Origin of the sequence: Marinobacter sp. (assembly GCF_041687235.1) — a bacterium.
Taxonomy (GTDB): Bacteria; Pseudomonadota; Gammaproteobacteria; order Pseudomonadales; family Oleiphilaceae; genus Marinobacter.
The window spans coordinates 38,449-54,240 of sequence record NZ_JAWLCH010000010.1 but is presented as its reverse complement, the minus strand read 5'-3'; the positions used below and the strand labels follow the sequence as shown (position 1 = coordinate 54,240).

General features: G+C 59.4%; 11 protein-coding genes. 4 read left to right on the top strand and 7 right to left on the bottom strand.

What is annotated here, in order from left to right:
- Positions 1-5: 5 nt before the first annotated feature.
- Complete coding sequence (locus ACESMK_RS14215) at positions 6-1,631, top strand: methyl-accepting chemotaxis protein (RefSeq protein WP_373000014.1); 1,626 nt, start codon at positions 6-8, stop codon at positions 1,629-1,631.
- Here the strand turns inward: ACESMK_RS14215 and ACESMK_RS14210 are convergent.
- Both ACESMK_RS14210 and ACESMK_RS14205 read right to left on the bottom strand, forming a co-directional pair.
- Positions 1,628-4,711 (bottom strand): efflux RND transporter permease subunit, encoded by a 3,084-nt coding sequence (locus ACESMK_RS14210; RefSeq protein ID WP_373000011.1) that lies wholly within the window; start codon positions 4,709-4,711, stop codon positions 1,628-1,630. The two genes, ACESMK_RS14215 and ACESMK_RS14210, sit on opposite strands and share 4 nt — an antisense overlap.
- 5 nt (positions 4,712-4,716) lie before the next feature.
- Entirely contained in the window at positions 4,717-5,799 is a 1,083-nt protein-coding gene (locus ACESMK_RS14205) for an efflux RND transporter periplasmic adaptor subunit (protein ID WP_373000009.1), read from the bottom strand.
- 311 nt (positions 5,800-6,110) lie between these two features.
- Between ACESMK_RS14205 and ilvG the strand changes: the two genes are divergently transcribed.
- Positions 6,111-7,811 (top strand): acetolactate synthase 2 catalytic subunit, encoded by a 1,701-nt coding sequence (gene ilvG, locus ACESMK_RS14200; RefSeq protein ID WP_373000006.1) that lies wholly within the window; start codon positions 6,111-6,113, stop codon positions 7,809-7,811.
- The gene (locus ACESMK_RS14195) at positions 7,808-8,086 is read left to right on the top strand and encodes an ACT domain-containing protein (protein ID WP_373000003.1); all 279 of its coding nucleotides are present in this window, start codon (positions 7,808-7,810) and stop codon (positions 8,084-8,086) included. Before ilvG ends, ACESMK_RS14195 begins: the two co-directional genes overlap by 4 nt.
- A gap of 425 nt (positions 8,087-8,511) precedes the next feature.
- On the opposite strand, the gene cynS is transcribed toward ACESMK_RS14195, so the two are convergent.
- The 4 genes from cynS to ACESMK_RS14175 are packed head-to-tail and all read right to left on the bottom strand — an operon-like array spanning position 8,512 to position 12,204.
- Complete coding sequence (gene cynS, locus ACESMK_RS14190) at positions 8,512-8,955, bottom strand: cyanase (protein WP_239039185.1); 444 nt, start codon at positions 8,953-8,955, stop codon at positions 8,512-8,514.
- Between the two features lie 27 nt (positions 8,956-8,982).
- Positions 8,983-9,897, bottom strand: a complete 915-nt coding sequence (locus ACESMK_RS14185; RefSeq protein WP_372999999.1) for an ABC transporter ATP-binding protein — start codon at positions 9,895-9,897, stop codon at positions 8,983-8,985.
- Between the two features lie 55 nt (positions 9,898-9,952).
- Positions 9,953-10,780 carry a nitrate ABC transporter permease gene (ntrB, locus tag ACESMK_RS14180; protein ID WP_372999996.1) on the bottom strand — a complete coding sequence of 276 codons (828 nt, stop codon included), beginning with the start codon at positions 10,778-10,780 and terminating at the stop codon, positions 9,953-9,955.
- A 2-nt stretch (positions 10,781-10,782) separates the two neighbouring features.
- Positions 10,783-12,204, bottom strand: coding sequence for an ABC transporter substrate-binding protein (locus ACESMK_RS14175; RefSeq protein ID WP_372999993.1), 1,422 nt, complete (start codon positions 12,202-12,204; stop codon positions 10,783-10,785).
- A gap of 313 nt (positions 12,205-12,517) precedes the next feature.
- Between ACESMK_RS14175 and ACESMK_RS14170 the strand changes: the two genes are divergently transcribed.
- Positions 12,518-14,434, top strand: a complete 1,917-nt coding sequence (locus ACESMK_RS14170; protein ID WP_372999990.1) for a sigma 54-interacting transcriptional regulator — start codon at positions 12,518-12,520, stop codon at positions 14,432-14,434.
- Here the strand turns inward: ACESMK_RS14170 and ACESMK_RS14165 are convergent.
- Entirely contained in the window at positions 14,421-15,758 is a 1,338-nt protein-coding gene (locus tag ACESMK_RS14165) for a sodium-dependent transporter (RefSeq protein WP_372999987.1), read from the bottom strand. The genes ACESMK_RS14170 and ACESMK_RS14165 overlap by 14 nt on opposite strands.
- Positions 15,759-15,792 lie beyond the last annotated feature (34 nt).

Here is a 15,792-nt window from a genome sequence, read left to right as displayed (position 1 = left end):
TATCAATGAGCTGGTACTCCAAAAGCATTCTCAACCGGGTTCTCCTGGTCGTCTTGACGGCAAACCTGATCGTCGCTGCCGTGGCGGTGATTTACCTGAATTTTTCCCTGAAAGTCAAAGACGATTTCAACGACCTCGTCAGCAACCGAATGGTCACGGCGCTCGAGTCCCAGGATGTGCTTTCGGATTTCAAAACCCAGGTGCAGGAATGGAAGAATGTCCTGATTCGGGGATCAGACCCCGGCCAACTGGAGAAATACTGGAACCGCTTCCAGGAGCAGGAGGCGTCCATCCAGAGCCAGCTTGACGAACTGATTCCCCGTATTCAGGAGCCCGGGGCGAAGGGCCTGATGTCCGATTTCAAACAGGCACACCGGACAATGGGCCGGGCCTATCGTGAGGGATTCCAGTCCTTCACCCGCTCCGGTTTTGATCCGAACGCAGGCGATGTGGCCGTCCAGGGGATCGACCGGGAACCCGCCAGACTGATTGAAGATGCGGCCGCCGCGGTTCGGGAAGACAGCCTTGCCAGGGCCGGGACACTGAACACCGTTGTCACCGAACGGAGCTGGCTGGTGGCGGGGCTTCTGATCGCCGCAATCATTCTTGGCACCGTGGTTCTGATCATGATCCTGCTGTCGGGTGTGGTCCGGCCCGCACAGCAACTCACGTCACAAATTTCTCGTCTGGGCGACGGAGACCTCTCCGATCCGGTCACCATGAAGCGCGCCGATGAATTGGGGCAGTTGGCGGATGCCGCCCGTAGCCTGCACCGATTCCTCAGCGATACCGGCACCCAGTTGAGCGAGAATGCCAGGCAATTGAACGACACCGGTGAACTGATTCGCCAGAACGCCAACAGCGTTGTCAGCCAGTCCGACATGGCTCACCAGCGCATAGAGCAAATTGCCACCGCCATGAACGAGATGTCGGCGACCGCCGAGGACGTTGCCAGTCACGCGGCGTCGGTGGCCACCGAGGTCACCCAGACATCCGAAGAAACCGCCACCGCCGACTCACAGATCAACAAGGCGGTGGACAGTATGCAGCGGCTGACCGACCAGATCCGGAGCTCAGCCGAAACCGTCAATCAGCTCGCCAACGATGGCAAAAAGGTGGGTGACGTCATGCAGGTTATCCGGGAGATTGCGGACCAGACCAACCTGCTGGCCCTGAACGCGGCCATCGAGGCAGCCCGGGCAGGCGACGCCGGTCGCGGTTTTGCCGTGGTTGCCGATGAGGTACGCAATCTGGCCGCCAAAACCCAGGAAGCGACCGTGGAGATTGACCAGATTATCGGTGCGATCGGCGGTGCCTCACGGGATGCCACGGAGTTCATGCAGGCCTCGGGTGTTGTTGCCCAGGAAAGCAGCGAGGCAGTCGAAGCGGTCCGCACCACCCTGGCGGAAATCAACCGACGTATGGGCAGTATCAGTGATGCAACAACGCAGGTAGCCACGGCCGCCGAAGAACAGACCAGCGTCTGTGAAGACATCAACCGAAACGTCACCGATGTGGCCGAGACCTCAGAAGCCATGCATCAGGCGGCCGAGAACAACCTGCGCACCGTACCCGAGCTTGAGGCCATGGCAACCCGGGCAAAGGAACTGGCTAACCGCATCAGGCACTAAGCACTGCGGAACCGGTCGGTCAGCCTTCCGAAGGCCTGACCGGCCCGATTTCCCAAAACCAGCAATGCGGGCGTGAGCAACAGCGTCAGTATGGTGGCAAAGGCCAGGCCCCCGGCGATCGCGCTGGACAGCTGGGTCCACCACTGTGTTGATGGTGCCCCAAGGCCGAGGGAGGGTGTCAGCAGGTCCACGTTCACCCCCAAAACCATGGGCATCAGGCCCAGAACGGTTGTTATGGCGGTAAGCAGCACAGGCCGCAGACGCAGGCACCCGGTTTCCAGGGCGGCCTGGTAGGACTCAACGCCGTCCTTGCGCATCTGGTTGTAGGTGTCTATCAGAATGATGTTGTTGTTCACTACAATGCCCGCCAGAGCAATGGTGCCCATACCCACCATCACAATGCCAAAGGACTGGCCGTTGACCAGCAGCCCCAGCAATACGCCAGCCGTCGACAGCACAATCGCAGACAGGATCAGGAAGGTCTGGTACAGCGAATTGAACTGCGTCACCAATATCAGCAGCATCAAACCAATCGCCACCAGGAAAGCCGTCGCCAGGAAATTCGAGGCCTGCTGCTGATCCTCATTCTCGCCGGCAAACGTCACTGAAATACCGTCCGGAGGCTCCGGCATTTCCGATTGAAGGGCCCGCAACAATTCATCGACACGGCGGCCCTGGGCCAGGTCAGACTTGATCGTCACCGTCCGCTGACCATCCACCCTGACAATACTGTTGGTCTTGTCACCGGGTCGCAGATCAACAAATTCCGAAAGCGGTACCTGGCCCCGTGAGGTGTGGATGGTCTGCCGTTGCAGATGGTCCAGTTCCCGCCAGTTGTTGGGGACCCGCACCACAATATCGACTTCGTCCCGAACGTCCTCCGGGCGGTAGGTGGCCAGAATGAGGCCATTGGTGACCAGACGGACAGCACTGCCAATGCCCAACACGTCGGTGCCAAAGCGGGCTGCAGCCTCCCGGTCGACTTGCAGCCGCCACTCGATGCCCGGCAGGCTCCGGTCATCTTCAATGTCAACGAAGCCACCCAGTTCCCGCATGCGGTCTTTGATTTCGTCCACGTAGCCGTTGAGGTTGTTCGCCTCCCGGCTACTCACCTGCAACTCAATGGGTTTACCTTCCGCAGGCCCGCCCTCCTGCTTACGGAATTCAAGCTCAACCCCGGGAATATCAGACGTCAGCCCCCGGAACTCCTCAAGAATGGCACTGGCGGGACGCCGGGTGTACCAGTCGGTAAACTGGAATTGAAGGACACCAATCACATCCGGCGCCAGCTGCGAGCCGGCACTGACCATCGACCGGGCATACAGGGCCTTCACCTCCGGCATACCCCGCAGGCGTTGTTCCACCTCACGAACAACGGCGTCTCTTTCCCACACAGAAAGGTCGCCTCTGGCTCTCACCTGCACCTGGGCCGAATCCGGTTCCACGCTGGGGAAAAATTCCACGCCGTGGTTAAAGCGGGCGTATGCCGCATAGATAACCGCAATCACACAGAGTACACCCACCAGGGTCAGCCCGGGAGACTTGAGCAGTAGGGCCAGAACCCGCCGATACCCCTGCATCAGGCGCCCTGCCCCGTGGTCCTGCCGGGCCCGGCGGCCGCCACTGGCGCTGCCCAGCACCGGCAGGAACACCAGCGCCATGGCCAGGGAAGCAACCAGGCAGATGATGACCGTCAGGGGCAGGAACTTCATGAACTCGCCGACCACCCCCGGCCAGAACAGCAGAGGCACAAACACCGCCAGGGTGGTCGCTGTGGAAGCAATAATGGGCCACGCCATGCGACTGGCGGCCTCGGCCCAGGCGTGCTTGACTGTCTGCCCCTCCGAGAGATTCCGGTCCGCCAGTTCAGACACCACAATGGCGCCATCCACGAGCATGCCCGCCACCAGAATCAAGCTGAACAGCACCACGATATTGAGGGTAAGCCCCATACTCCAGATCACCAGAATACCAGTGAGAAAAGCGCCCGGAATGGTCAGCCCCACCATCACCGCAGAGCGCGGCCCCATGGCGGCGATCACCACAATCAGAACCAGCACAATGGCAGTTAGGACGTTGTTCAGCAGATCACTGAGGATGTCCCGCACTTCCTCGGACTGGTCCATGATGTAGCGGATTTCCAGCGATTCCGGCAGCTCTGGCCGGGCCTGTTCGATCAGTTCCCGGACCTGGGCAATGGTTTCGATGATATTGGCACCCGAGCGTTTAGACACCTCCAGCACCAGGGCCGGCTCGCCATTGATACGTGCAAAACCGGTGGGATCCTTGAAGGTGCGCTGGAGCATGGCCACATCGCCAAACGTGACGACGGTGTCACCATCGACTTTGATCGGCATGGACATCACATCCTCAACCGTCTCGATCACTCCGGGGACCTTCAGCGCCATGCGGCCGTTGCCGGTATCCAGGGAGCCGGCAGCCACCAACTGGTTGTTCCGGGTTACCAGGGAAGCCAGTTGATCAAAGTCGATGCCGTAGCTCTCCAGAACCTGGGGATCCACCACCACTTCCAGCAGGTCCTCACGGTCGCCGCCAATGTCCACTTCCAGAACTTCCGGAATGGATTCAATGGCATCCTGGAACCGCCTGGCGATGGTGATCAGTTCCCGCTCCGACAAGGGGCCCGAGAGCCCAACCGACAGGACCGGAAACAGGGAGACATTAATCTCGTTCACCCTCGGCTCATCGGCTTCCTGGGGTAACTTGGTACGGGCGGTATCCACCTTCTCCCGAACATCCTGGAGAGCCTTGTCCGGGTCGAATCCGGCATCGAACTCCAGCATCACCGAGGCATGCCCTTCCGAGGCCGTACCCCGCATTTCCTTGATACCCTCAAGCGAACGCAATTCCTGCTCCATGGGCCGCACCAACAGACGCTCCGCGTCCTCGGGGCTGATGCCGTCCAGGGTCATGGAGACATAGATCATCGGGATGGTAACGTCGGGGTTGGCTTCTTTCGGGATAGTCTGAAACGCAGCAATACCGCCGAGGATCAGGAACAACAGCGTCAGCAGCGTGGTTCGGCTGCGATCAATGGCTGCAAAGATCAGTGCGCGCATGCGGTCTAGCCCCTGTCTTCGGCGGCGTCGACCGGCACAACCTGTTCACCGGTGCTCACGAAACCACCGCCCCGGGTAATCAGGCGGATTTCATCCGGCAAGCCGGTAACCCACGCACCCTCGGTGGAGACACTCAGCAGTTTCACTTTACCGAACTCGACACGGTTCTCACCGTTCACGTACTTCACACCAGGGCGACCGTCATCCCCCAGGGACAGGTACGCGGGTGAGATAAACATTGCCTTCACCTCCGGTAATGCAACCCGCAGGCTGGCACTGCCGCCGGCCACCCGTTTGCGATCCGGATTCTCCACCGCAATTTCCACCGCAAAACTCCGGGTTTCCGGCGAGGCGGCGCTGGCCACAAAGGTCACCACCCCGGAAAGACGGCTGCCATCCAGCAAATCCACACGAACGGCCTGGCCGGGTGCCACATCACCCACCGATTGCTGGGGGATTTGCGCGGTCGCCTTCAGGCGATCCACTCTTACCAGCTGAAACAGGGGTGATCCCACCTGCACCAGATCGCCCGTATCCACCGATTTGCTGTTGATGGTGCCATCAAAAGGCGCCTCGGGGGTGAGGTGGCTGATGGCCTGCCGGGCGCTGGTCAGTTCCGCACTTGCAGCGGCGAGTTCGCTTTCCAGGGTCAGCACTTCGGACTCCGCCGCCAGGTTGTCGGCGCGTAGCCGGCGGGCGGCTGAAAGGTCCGCTTCCAGTTTCCGTACCCGGGACTGCCAGCGCAAAACGGCAGAACTCCGACCTTCATCGGATATCGTCAGCAGCTTCTGTCCTTTCCGAACCTGCTCGCCTAGCCCTGCCTCCAGGGATTCGACCCGGCCGGAGACCTGAGCACTCAGCATCACCGAGCTCCAGGGCTCCAGTTGGCCCTGCAGCATAAGCCCCGGCTCGTGAAGCCTCGCCGTCAGCGTTTCCACCTGGACACTTGTCGGCTGTGCATCGACATCGTCTTGCCGCTCCGGAGCCTCGTCATTGGCCACCTTCATCTCACCGGTCGCCATCCAGATCACCAGTGCGATCACAATCAGAAGTGACAGTCCGAGGGAACCCCATTTTGCTTTCGTCATTGAATGCTCACTGTTCCTGAATCGAAGGTTGGCAGAAAAACCGGCAATTAACGGTTGCATCCGGATAAAAACGTGGGGTAGATTCTACACAGAATCTTTTTACGAATTCAGAGCAGACTGTCGATTTTATGATTCTCAACGCAGTGATTGTCCTTGTGAAGCTCGTCCTGGTGGTCGTGGTACCGTCCGGGGGCTTTTGCGTGGACAAGCGGGTGAGATAGCGACAAACCTGACAAGACACCAGAAACCCCCGGCACCGAAAGGTCCCGGGGGTTTCTTTTTTTACGGCAAAAGAAAAGGGAAAAACGACCATGAACGGCGCACAGCACATTCTTGAAGCGTTCCACCGCCACAATATCAGCACGGTTTTCGGTTATCCGGGCGGCTGCATCATGCCGCTATATGACGCGCTGGTGGACGATATGGGCGTGGAACACGTGCTGTGCCGCCATGAACAGGGCTGCGCCCTGGCAGCAGACGGCTACGCCCGGGCCAGCGGCAAACTCGGCGTGTGTATTGCCACCTCCGGCCCCGGTGCCACCAACCTGATCACCGGCGTTGCCAACGCCCACCGGGATTCTATTCCCATGCTGGTGATCACCGGGCAGGTGCCCTCGGGCCTGATCGGCACCGACGCCTTCCAGGAGACAGACGTCCTGGGCATGACGCTAGGGATCGTTAAACACAGCTACCTGATCGACGATGCGAACAGCCTGCCTGCCATCATGGAAGAGGCTATTGAACTGGCCCAAAGCGGTCGCCCCGGGCCGGTCTGGATTGATATTCCCAAAGACCTGTTGCTGAGCGAAGTGGCCGATGCGCCCCTCTCCCAATCGGAATGCCGTAAAACGGCTTCAACCGACCTGACAGACGCCCTGGCAATGCTGCGCGCAGCCCGCAAGCCGCTGCTCTACAGTGGCGGTGGCATCAGCCTGGCGCACGCCGAGGACAGTTTCAGGGTCTTTGCCGAAACTTCCGCTTTGCCAGCGGTTGTCACCCTGAAAGGCATCGGAAATCCGGGCAAACACAACCCCTACAATCTCGGCATGCTGGGCATGCACGGCTCCCGGGCTGCCAACAAAGCCGTAGACGAGTGCGACCTGCTGCTGGTCATCGGCGCCCGCCTGGACGACCGGGCTACCGGCAAACTGGATGGCTTCGCACCGAATGCAAAGATGATCCACATCGATGCTGACGCCGCCGAAATCAACAAGCTTCGCTCCGCCGATCTGGCCATCCGGGGGGATCTGAATGAGATTCTTGAGGCTTTGGGCAGCGCATTAAAGGACAAGCCGCTGGCCATCAGTGGCTGGCAGAAACAATGCCGAACCTGGCACACCACCGGCGGCTTCCACACGGCTGATAACGATGACCCGATGGCGCCCATCACCGGCCCGTCCTTCATCCGCCAGCTCTCCCGGATTGCCCCGGACGACACCGTGATCGCCTGTGACGTGGGCCAACACCAGATGTGGGTCGCCCAGCACTACGATTTTGACCACCCGCGCCACCACCTCACCAGTGGCGGCCTCGGCACCATGGGCTTCGGCCTGCCTGCCGCCATCGGTGCCCAGTTTGCGGATCGCAACAGCACCGTCATCAATGTAACCGGCGATGGCTCCTTCATGATGAACGCCCAGGAACTGGCCACCATCCGCCGCTACAACCTGCCGGTTAAACTGATCGTCATGGACAACCAGTGTCTGGGCATGGTCCGCCAGCAGCAGGAGCTTTTCTACAACAACCGGGAAAGCCAGATAAACCTGGACGACAACCCCGACTTCGTTGCCATGGCCCGGGCCTTCGATATCCCGGCCCTGCACATCGAACGCACCGACCAGATCCGCCGGGGCATTGAAACCATCCTGGCCTACAACGGCCCCATGCTGCTGCACGTGGCCATCAGCCGTGAAGAAAACGTATGGCCCATCGTCAAACCCGGCGCCAGCAACCGGGAAATGATTGACGAAACCGCCCGCACCGCCAAAGCCAGCAAGGAGCAAGTTGCATGAACCCGCAAAGCCAGCCACAAACACCCAGCTACACCATCAACTGCCGAATGACCCAGGAAGCCGCCGCCCTGGAGCGGCTCTGCCAGGTGGTCCGCATCCGCGGGTTCCGGATCGCCACCATGGCCGTGGAAACCGCCGGTGAGCATCTGGATATCGCGCTGACTTTGGAAGGAACACGGCCGATAGCCATGTTGCAGTCGCAACTGGAGAAGCTTCATACGGTTGCCGAGGTTGCCCTGGGATCGACCTCTGCGGCCCGGTCTCGTTCTGCCTGAGGCCTTTGGGGTATTGTCCTTCAGTAGCCTGAGATTTGGCGGGCAGGTACGGGGGTGGGGGTATCTTTTCTTCGGGGAAAAGCAACTCGCTGCGCTCAGACATCTTTTCCCTGTCAGAAAAGGTACCCCCACCCCCTGCCGACGTGCAGAAACGATATTTCCGAAGGGAATATTTCGTAGGTCGGATTAGCGAAGCGTAATCCGACAATACCTGTTGGATTACGCCTGCGGCTAATCCAACCTACAAGAGCAAAAAGTCTTTAACTTAGTGAACCCCTGTTGCACGTCGGCGCGGGGTGGTAGGTGGATTTTTCGCCGGAAAAAGGTGTCTGAGCGAAGCGAGTTCTTTTTCCAAGAAAAACTCCACCTGCCACCCCGCAGGCCCGCCCCTCAACCAAAAGGCTACAAAGGCGGGCACACCCCAATTACCAGGCTTTATAAGGCAGGAACTTCCCGTTCATGGTAACCACGACACGGTCGCCCTTCGGATTCTCTTCCTTCTCGATGTCCATGGTGAAATCAATGGCACTCATGATGCCGTCACCAAACTTCTCATGGATGAGCTCTTTCATGGTGTCGCCGTACACACCCACCACTTCGTACAAACGGTAGATCAGCGGATCCTGGGGAACGGCGCCGTCCCAGGCTTTTTTCGGACAGACCTGCAGGGCTTCGGCTACCGGTTTGTCGAGACCGAGGGTTTCGCACAGAGCAAAGGCTTTGTCTTCTGTCAGGCTGTTCATACCCAGTGCTGCCGAGGTGGTGAACACCGGGGACATGCCGATAGCCTCGGCTATGGCTTCCCAGGTCATGCCTTTGGAGACTTTGGCTTCCAGGATTTTCGCGGTCATCAATTCTTTGTTCATCATGGCTGTTTCCTCTTTCAGGTTTTAACGTCAGGCATTCACCGCGCGAGCGGCAGTTTCAGATTCGGCTTCAGTTTCAGAGTCGGCAGGCGCCTGCGATGACTGGGCAACGCCTTTGCCAGGCTCGACAACTTTCGGGGTTCCGTCTTTATCCGGCAGGGCCGAGCCGCTTCGATTGACCAGGAAGTCCACCAGGTAATCCCGGGTCTTGTGGTAAGCGGGGTTCTGGAAGATGGTGGCCCTGGCCCGCGGGTGCGGGATGTCCACTTTCACGCTTTCAGCGATGCGGGCGTTGGGGCCGTTAGACATCAGGAAGATGCGGTCGGAGAGCAGAATGGCCTCGTCCACATCGTGGGTGATCATGAACACGGTCTGGCGGGTTTCTTCCCAGATCTTGACCAGTTCGTCCTGGATCACGCCCCGGGTCAGCGCATCCAGTGCGCCAAAGGGTTCGTCCAGCAACAGAAGCTCCGGTTGGGTGGCGAAAGCCCGGGCGATACTCACCCGCTGGCGCATGCCGCCGGAGAGCTGTGATGGTTTGCGGTTCAGGGCATGATCCAGTCCCACCATTTTCAGGTAGCGTTCGCTGTGCTCTTTCACCTTCTCCTTGGACCAGCCGGGCCAGCGGGCGCGCACGGCGAAGACGATGTTGTTCAGCGTGGTTTTCCAGGGCAGCAGGCTGTAGTTCTGGAACACCACGCCGCGCTCAAGGCCCGGCCCTTTGATTTCCTTGCCATTCATCACCACGTTGCCGGAACTGGCTTCGTCCAGACCCGCCAGTACGTTAAGGATCGTGGATTTACCGCAACCGGAGTGGCCGATAATGCAGACAAACTCGCCTTTCTCCAGGGCAAAACGAATATCCTCGAAGACGGTCAGCTCGCCGCCCTGGCCGTCCGGGTACACTTTGGACAAGCCATCTACTTCCAGGAATGCTTTACTCATAACAGGTCTCCATTCGGAGGGTTGAGGCCGGCACCGGTTGCCGGTGCCGGACCGCTCATTCTTTGTATTCCACCAGCTTCTGGGCCTTGCCCAGGGCAAGGTCGAGCAGCATGCCCACCACCCCGATCATCAGGATGGAGAAAATCACACTGGCCAGGTCCAGGTTGTTCCACTCGTTCCACACGTAGTACCCAATGCCGGTGCCGCCCACCAGCATCTCCGCGGCCACAATGACCAGCCAGGCAATACCGATGGAGATGCGCATGCCGGTCAGGATGGTGGGCGCTGCGGCCGGCAGGATCACCGTGATGGCGGTGCGCAACGGCCCCAGTTCATGGGTGCGGGCCACGTTCACCCAATCCTGCCGGACATTGGCAACGCCAAAGGCGGTGTTCAGCAACATGGGCCAGATTGAGCAGATAAAGATCACGAAGATGGCGGAGGCATCCGAATCCTGGATGATGAACAGGGCCAATGGCATCCACGCCAGTGGCGAGATGGGCCTCAACACCTGGATGTAGGGGTTCAGGGCCTTGTACATCAACGGTGACATACCGATCAGGAAACCCAGCGGCAGTGCAATGGCCATTGCGGCCAGGTAGCCGGTCAGCACCCGGTACACGGAATAGGCCAGTTGGGTGCCAATCCCCTTGTCGTTGGCTCCTGCGTCATAGAACGGGTTGGATAACTCCATCCACGCCCGCTCCAGGACCTTGGAAGGTGGTGGCACCCGGGATTCCTGATCCGCACCGCCCATGAGCAATTCGTATTCGGTCATTCCGCTCTGGGCCGCCGGGGGTTGGGTTGCCATTTCCCAAAGCCCCAGGGCCAGGATCAGGAACGACACCGACAGCAGTGCTGCCCGAACGTTCAGAGAAGCCATGGTTACACCCTCCCGATATCGAAGCTGCGTGCATACTCTTCCGCACGATCAGAATCGAAGGTCTTGCCCATGATGGTGTGGGTCTTGTAGGTCTCCTTCGGCACGGTATAGCCCAGCTCCTCCATGATCTTGCCGGTCTCACCTGCCAGGTAGACCTGTTCGGCAATGCCCTTGTAGTCCACATCACCTTCGATATAACCCCAGCGCTTCATCTGGGTAAGGATCCAGACACCCATGGAGTGCCAGGGGAACGGATCGAAATCGATGCGGTCCGGCACATTCTTGACTTCCCCCAGGCCGTCAGCGTATCGGCCGGTCAATACCTGCTGGATCACCGGCACCGGCTGGTTCAGATAGTTCTTCGGCGCGATGGCTTCGGAGATTTCCTTGCGATTGTCCGGGTTGTTGGAGTACTGGGTCGCGTCAATGATGGCCCGCAGCAGAGCGCCGTAGGTATTCGGGTTCTCGGTGGCGAACTGCTGACTGCAGGCAAAGGCGCAGCACGGATGGCCTTCCCAGATGTCCTTCGTCAGCATGTGAATGAAGCCCACTTTCTCCCACACGGCGCGCTGGTTGAACGGATCCGGAGACAGGTAGCCATCGAGGTTACCGGCGCGCAGGTTGGCAACCATCTCGGGTGGTGGAACCACACGGATCTGCACATCCTTGTCCGGATCGATGCCGTTCTCGGCCAGGTAGTAGCGCAGCAGGAAGTTGTGCATGGAGTACTCGAACGGTACGCCGAACTTGAAGCCCTTCCACTGCTTCGGGTCCCGCTTGTCCTTGTGGTCAACGTGCAGAACGATGGCCTGGCCGTTGATGTTCTCCACGGCCGGCATGATGAACGGCTCCGGCGTTGAACCAGCGCCCATGGTCATCGCAAGGGGCATGGGCGTGAGCATGTGGGATGCGTCATATTCGCCAGCCAGGGACTTGTCGCGGGCCACCGCCCAACCAGCGGTTTTGGTCACCGTGACATCCAGACCGTAGCGCTCATAGAAACCCATGGGGTGCGCCATGATGATGGGAGTGGCACAGGTGATCGGTACAAAGCCGACGTTCAGTTTGGTCTTCTCCAGTTTGCCCAGGGATTCCTTGACCGCGGCTTTGGCCTTTTCCATGGGAAACACACTGCCCAGAACCGCCGCTGCGGTGCCAGCGCCCATCATTTTCATGAATGCGCGTCGGCTGTGTTCGTTGTGGCCAAACACCGAGCGCACCACCGCGCCTTCGATGGCACGATCCATCATCGCTTCAGAATCCAGGTGCTCATCGGCTACGGCTTGCTGGCCGGCAGAGGGCTTGAGATCGAGGGAAATGGACGGGGAGCTATCGCCGGGTTTGCACTCCGGGCAGCCGCAGGTCTTTGCGTGAATCAGGGACTTGTCACCGTCAAACGGATTTCCAAGGCTTTTCGTGGTCATGGCGCACTCTCCTGGGTTTGGGACCTAAGTAACGGGTTATTTCTGCACTCTCACGGTGCAACAAAGGTGCGGCTCGGGCCCGATGCTGAAAATGGTCGGGTCGGCTCCGCGTTCTGAGAGAGGTATCGCAGGGTTTGTGCCAAGTCCGGCTATTTTTTTAACCCATTGTTTTTAATGAATTAGAAATGAGGAACCTGAAAACAGGAGAGCTACGACATTTCGTAATTCACGATTTTTCGTAGCCAGGACTGCGATTTTTCGTAGTTGGCACAGGGGTTGTTTCTTCCTTCGGGGACTGACTCAGGAAATCGCCATGAATACCGAAGCCATCATCCACCCTGAAATCACTGGTAACTGGATTGACCACCTGCCAGAAGCGGCCCTGCTGGTGGACGCTGCCCGGGATTTGATTCTGGCGGCCAACAGCGCCATGGGCCGGATGATAGGCACCGACCGGCAATCTCTCGTCGGAACGCCATGCACCCACCTGTTCACAGACCAGCGGCCCCAACTGATTGCGTTCACCGAGGAAACCCTATTTCGCAGTCACGGCTGGAGCCGGGATTTCTTCCTCCAGCACCGGGACGGTCATACCGTCGAGCTGGAAATCTCCTCTTCCCGGGTCGGCGAAGCGGAATCCCAGAATGTGCTGTTGTTGCTCCGCGACCGACGGCAGCTTCGCACCCTTCGGGAGCGCCACGATGCCAACCATTACCACCGCGGCGGACTGCTGGAGTGGCGACGGGTCGAGGAGCTGTTCAAGGACATGGAACGGGAGAATCAGCTGATCCTGCATGCGGTTGGAGAAGGCATCTACGGCGTGGATGCGGAGGGGCGGGGCACCTTCGCCAATCCAGCCGCCGAACGAATGCTGGGGTGGCGAATTGACGAACTGATGGGCCGGGTTCTTCACCGCGTCGTGCATCACTCTCACGCCGATGGCAGCCTTTACCCCCTCAAGGATTGCCCGATCTACGCGGCCTTCCGCGATGCCAGCGTGAAACGTGTGGGCGAGGACTGGTTCTGGCGCAAGGACGGCAGCGGGTTTCCCGTGGAATACACCAGTACACCGATTCTGGATAACGGGCATCCGGTAGGCGCCGTGGTGGTATTCCGGGACATCTCAGCCCGACTGGAGGCCCAGAAAGAACTGCAGAAAGCGCTGGAAGAGGTGGAAACCCTGAAACACCGCCTGGAAATTGAAAACGCTTACCTGCAGGAGGAGCTCAGTGCGGAATACCACTTTCACGAAATCTTTGGCCAGAGCGAGGCGATCAAAGCCATTGTGCGCCGCATCGGCATGGTGGCACCCACCGATGCCAACGTACTGGTCACAGGGGAATCCGGCACCGGGAAGGAACTGATTGCCCGCGCTATCCATCAGTCCAGCAGCCGGCGGGATCGGCCGCTGATCCGGGTGAATTGTGCGGCCATCCCCAAGGACCTGTTCGAGAGTGAGTTTTTTGGCCACATCAGGGGCGCCTTCACCGGAGCGGTCAGTGACCGGGTGGGCCGATTCGAGCTGGCCGATGGCGGCACGCTGTTCCTGGACGAGGTGGGTGAAATCCCACTTGAGCTTCAGGGAAAACTGCTCAGGGTTCTGCAGGACCAACAGTTCGAACGTGTAGGAGAGAACCGCACCCGGGCGGTGGATGTCCGGGTCATCGCCGCCACCAACCGGGACCTGAAATCAGAAGTCCAGCAGAAAACCTTCCGGGAAGACCTCTACTTCCGCCTGAATGTTTTCCCAATCGAATCCGTTCCCCTGCGCCGACGCCTGGAGGACATTCCCATTCTTGCCCAGGAATTCCTGAACCGGGCCTGCCAGAAGTTCAACCGCCCCCAACTGGTGTTAAGGGAACGAGACGTGGAGACGCTGAAGGCCTACCATTGGCCCGGCAACGTACGGGAACTGGAGAACGTGATTGAGCGACAGGTCATCACCGCCGACGGCCGGCTGGACCTGGACCTGCCCGGGCAAGACGCCACTGTCCGGCCTGGCGCAGCACAAACACCGCCAGCCCGACACTTCAATGGCGAACTGATGACAGAGCACGAGCTCAGGGAGCTGGAGAAACAGAACCTTACCCGAGCGCTGGAAATGAGTGGCGGCCAGGTCTTCGGAGACGACGGCGCAGCCGCAATGCTGGGCATCAAACCGACCACCCTCACCTCACGCCTGAAAAAACTGAAAATCGACCCCCGACAGTTCCAGGTCAGGCCGGGGTAAGCCCCAGCTGATTCAGGGCGTAGGTGACTACGATCCAGAGCAGCATCACCAATGGCAGGTAACGGCCAACCAGATACATACGCCACTCCCACCAGCGGCTCTCGGTACCCAACACGGTGCGGATTCTCGCTGGCGGAATAAACCAACAGAAAAGAGCTGCGCCCAGGACCCCGGAGAAGATAATCACATTGCCACCGGCCACCCGGTCAATGACATCCAGCACCGGATCCCCGGCAATGGTCCATTCCAGCGGCGTGAAACTCAACGCCGAGGCCGTTCCCAGCACCAGCATTACCAGGGTAACAAGACTGACCGCCCGACCGTTGCTCAATCGGAACTCCTCCGCCACCGCGGCAATCATCACCTTCAGCCCGGCCAGGCTGGAACTGAACGCCGCCATGAAAAACAGACCAAAAAACAGCGTGCCTACCCAATAGCCACCGGCCATATCCTCAAACACCCGGGGCATGGTCACAAACGCCAGTTGACTGCCTTCCGTGGGTTCCATGCCAAGGCTGAAGACAAACGGAAAGATCATCCATCCCGCCAGCAGCGCCACACTGGTCTCCGTTCCCGCTACAATCAGACAGGCCCGCGGCACGTGAGTCTGCCGGGGAATAAAACTGCCATAGGTCACCAGATAGCCCTGGCCAATCGCCAGGGTGTAGAAGGCCTGCCCGAACGCAAACGCCCAGAGCTTGCCGTCAGCCATCCGGCTCCAGTCGACCTGAAAAAAGAAATCCTTGGTTTGCTCCCAACCGGGCGTGCGGCTGGCGAAGATCACCAGACCGATCATCACAATGATCAACACCGGCATCAGGATCTTCGACATCAGCTCAATGGCCGTAACATCCTTGGCCAGGATAATCGCTCCAAGCACGGTAACCACGAAGAAATACCAGAGCGAGTTGTACCCTGCAGAAAACTCGCCAAACACCCGAAGGTCGTCTGTGACCGCATCCACGGCATATCCCAGGGTCCAGCCGGTAATCACCAGGTAATAGCTGGTAATAGCCATGGTGATGAGCACCACAAACCACCCGTACACCACTCCGAAGCGGTTCACCTGCCGGTAGGTCTGAACCGTGCTGCCCTTGGAAAGCCGGCCGGCAGAAACTTCCAGGATCATGATGGGCAACACCACCACAATCAGAGCCAGCAGGTAAGCCACCACAAAGGCGCCACCGCCGTTCTCCCCCACCATGTACGGGAACCGCCACAGGTTCCCCAACCCCACAGCCGCTGCGGCCATGGAGGCCACAAACGCAGGCTCAGAACTCCACTGTTTTCTCGATTCCTCAATAAACTCGTGGCGCTTTCGCACGGGGGTTCTTTCTCCAATGCCGGGGAAGTTCAAT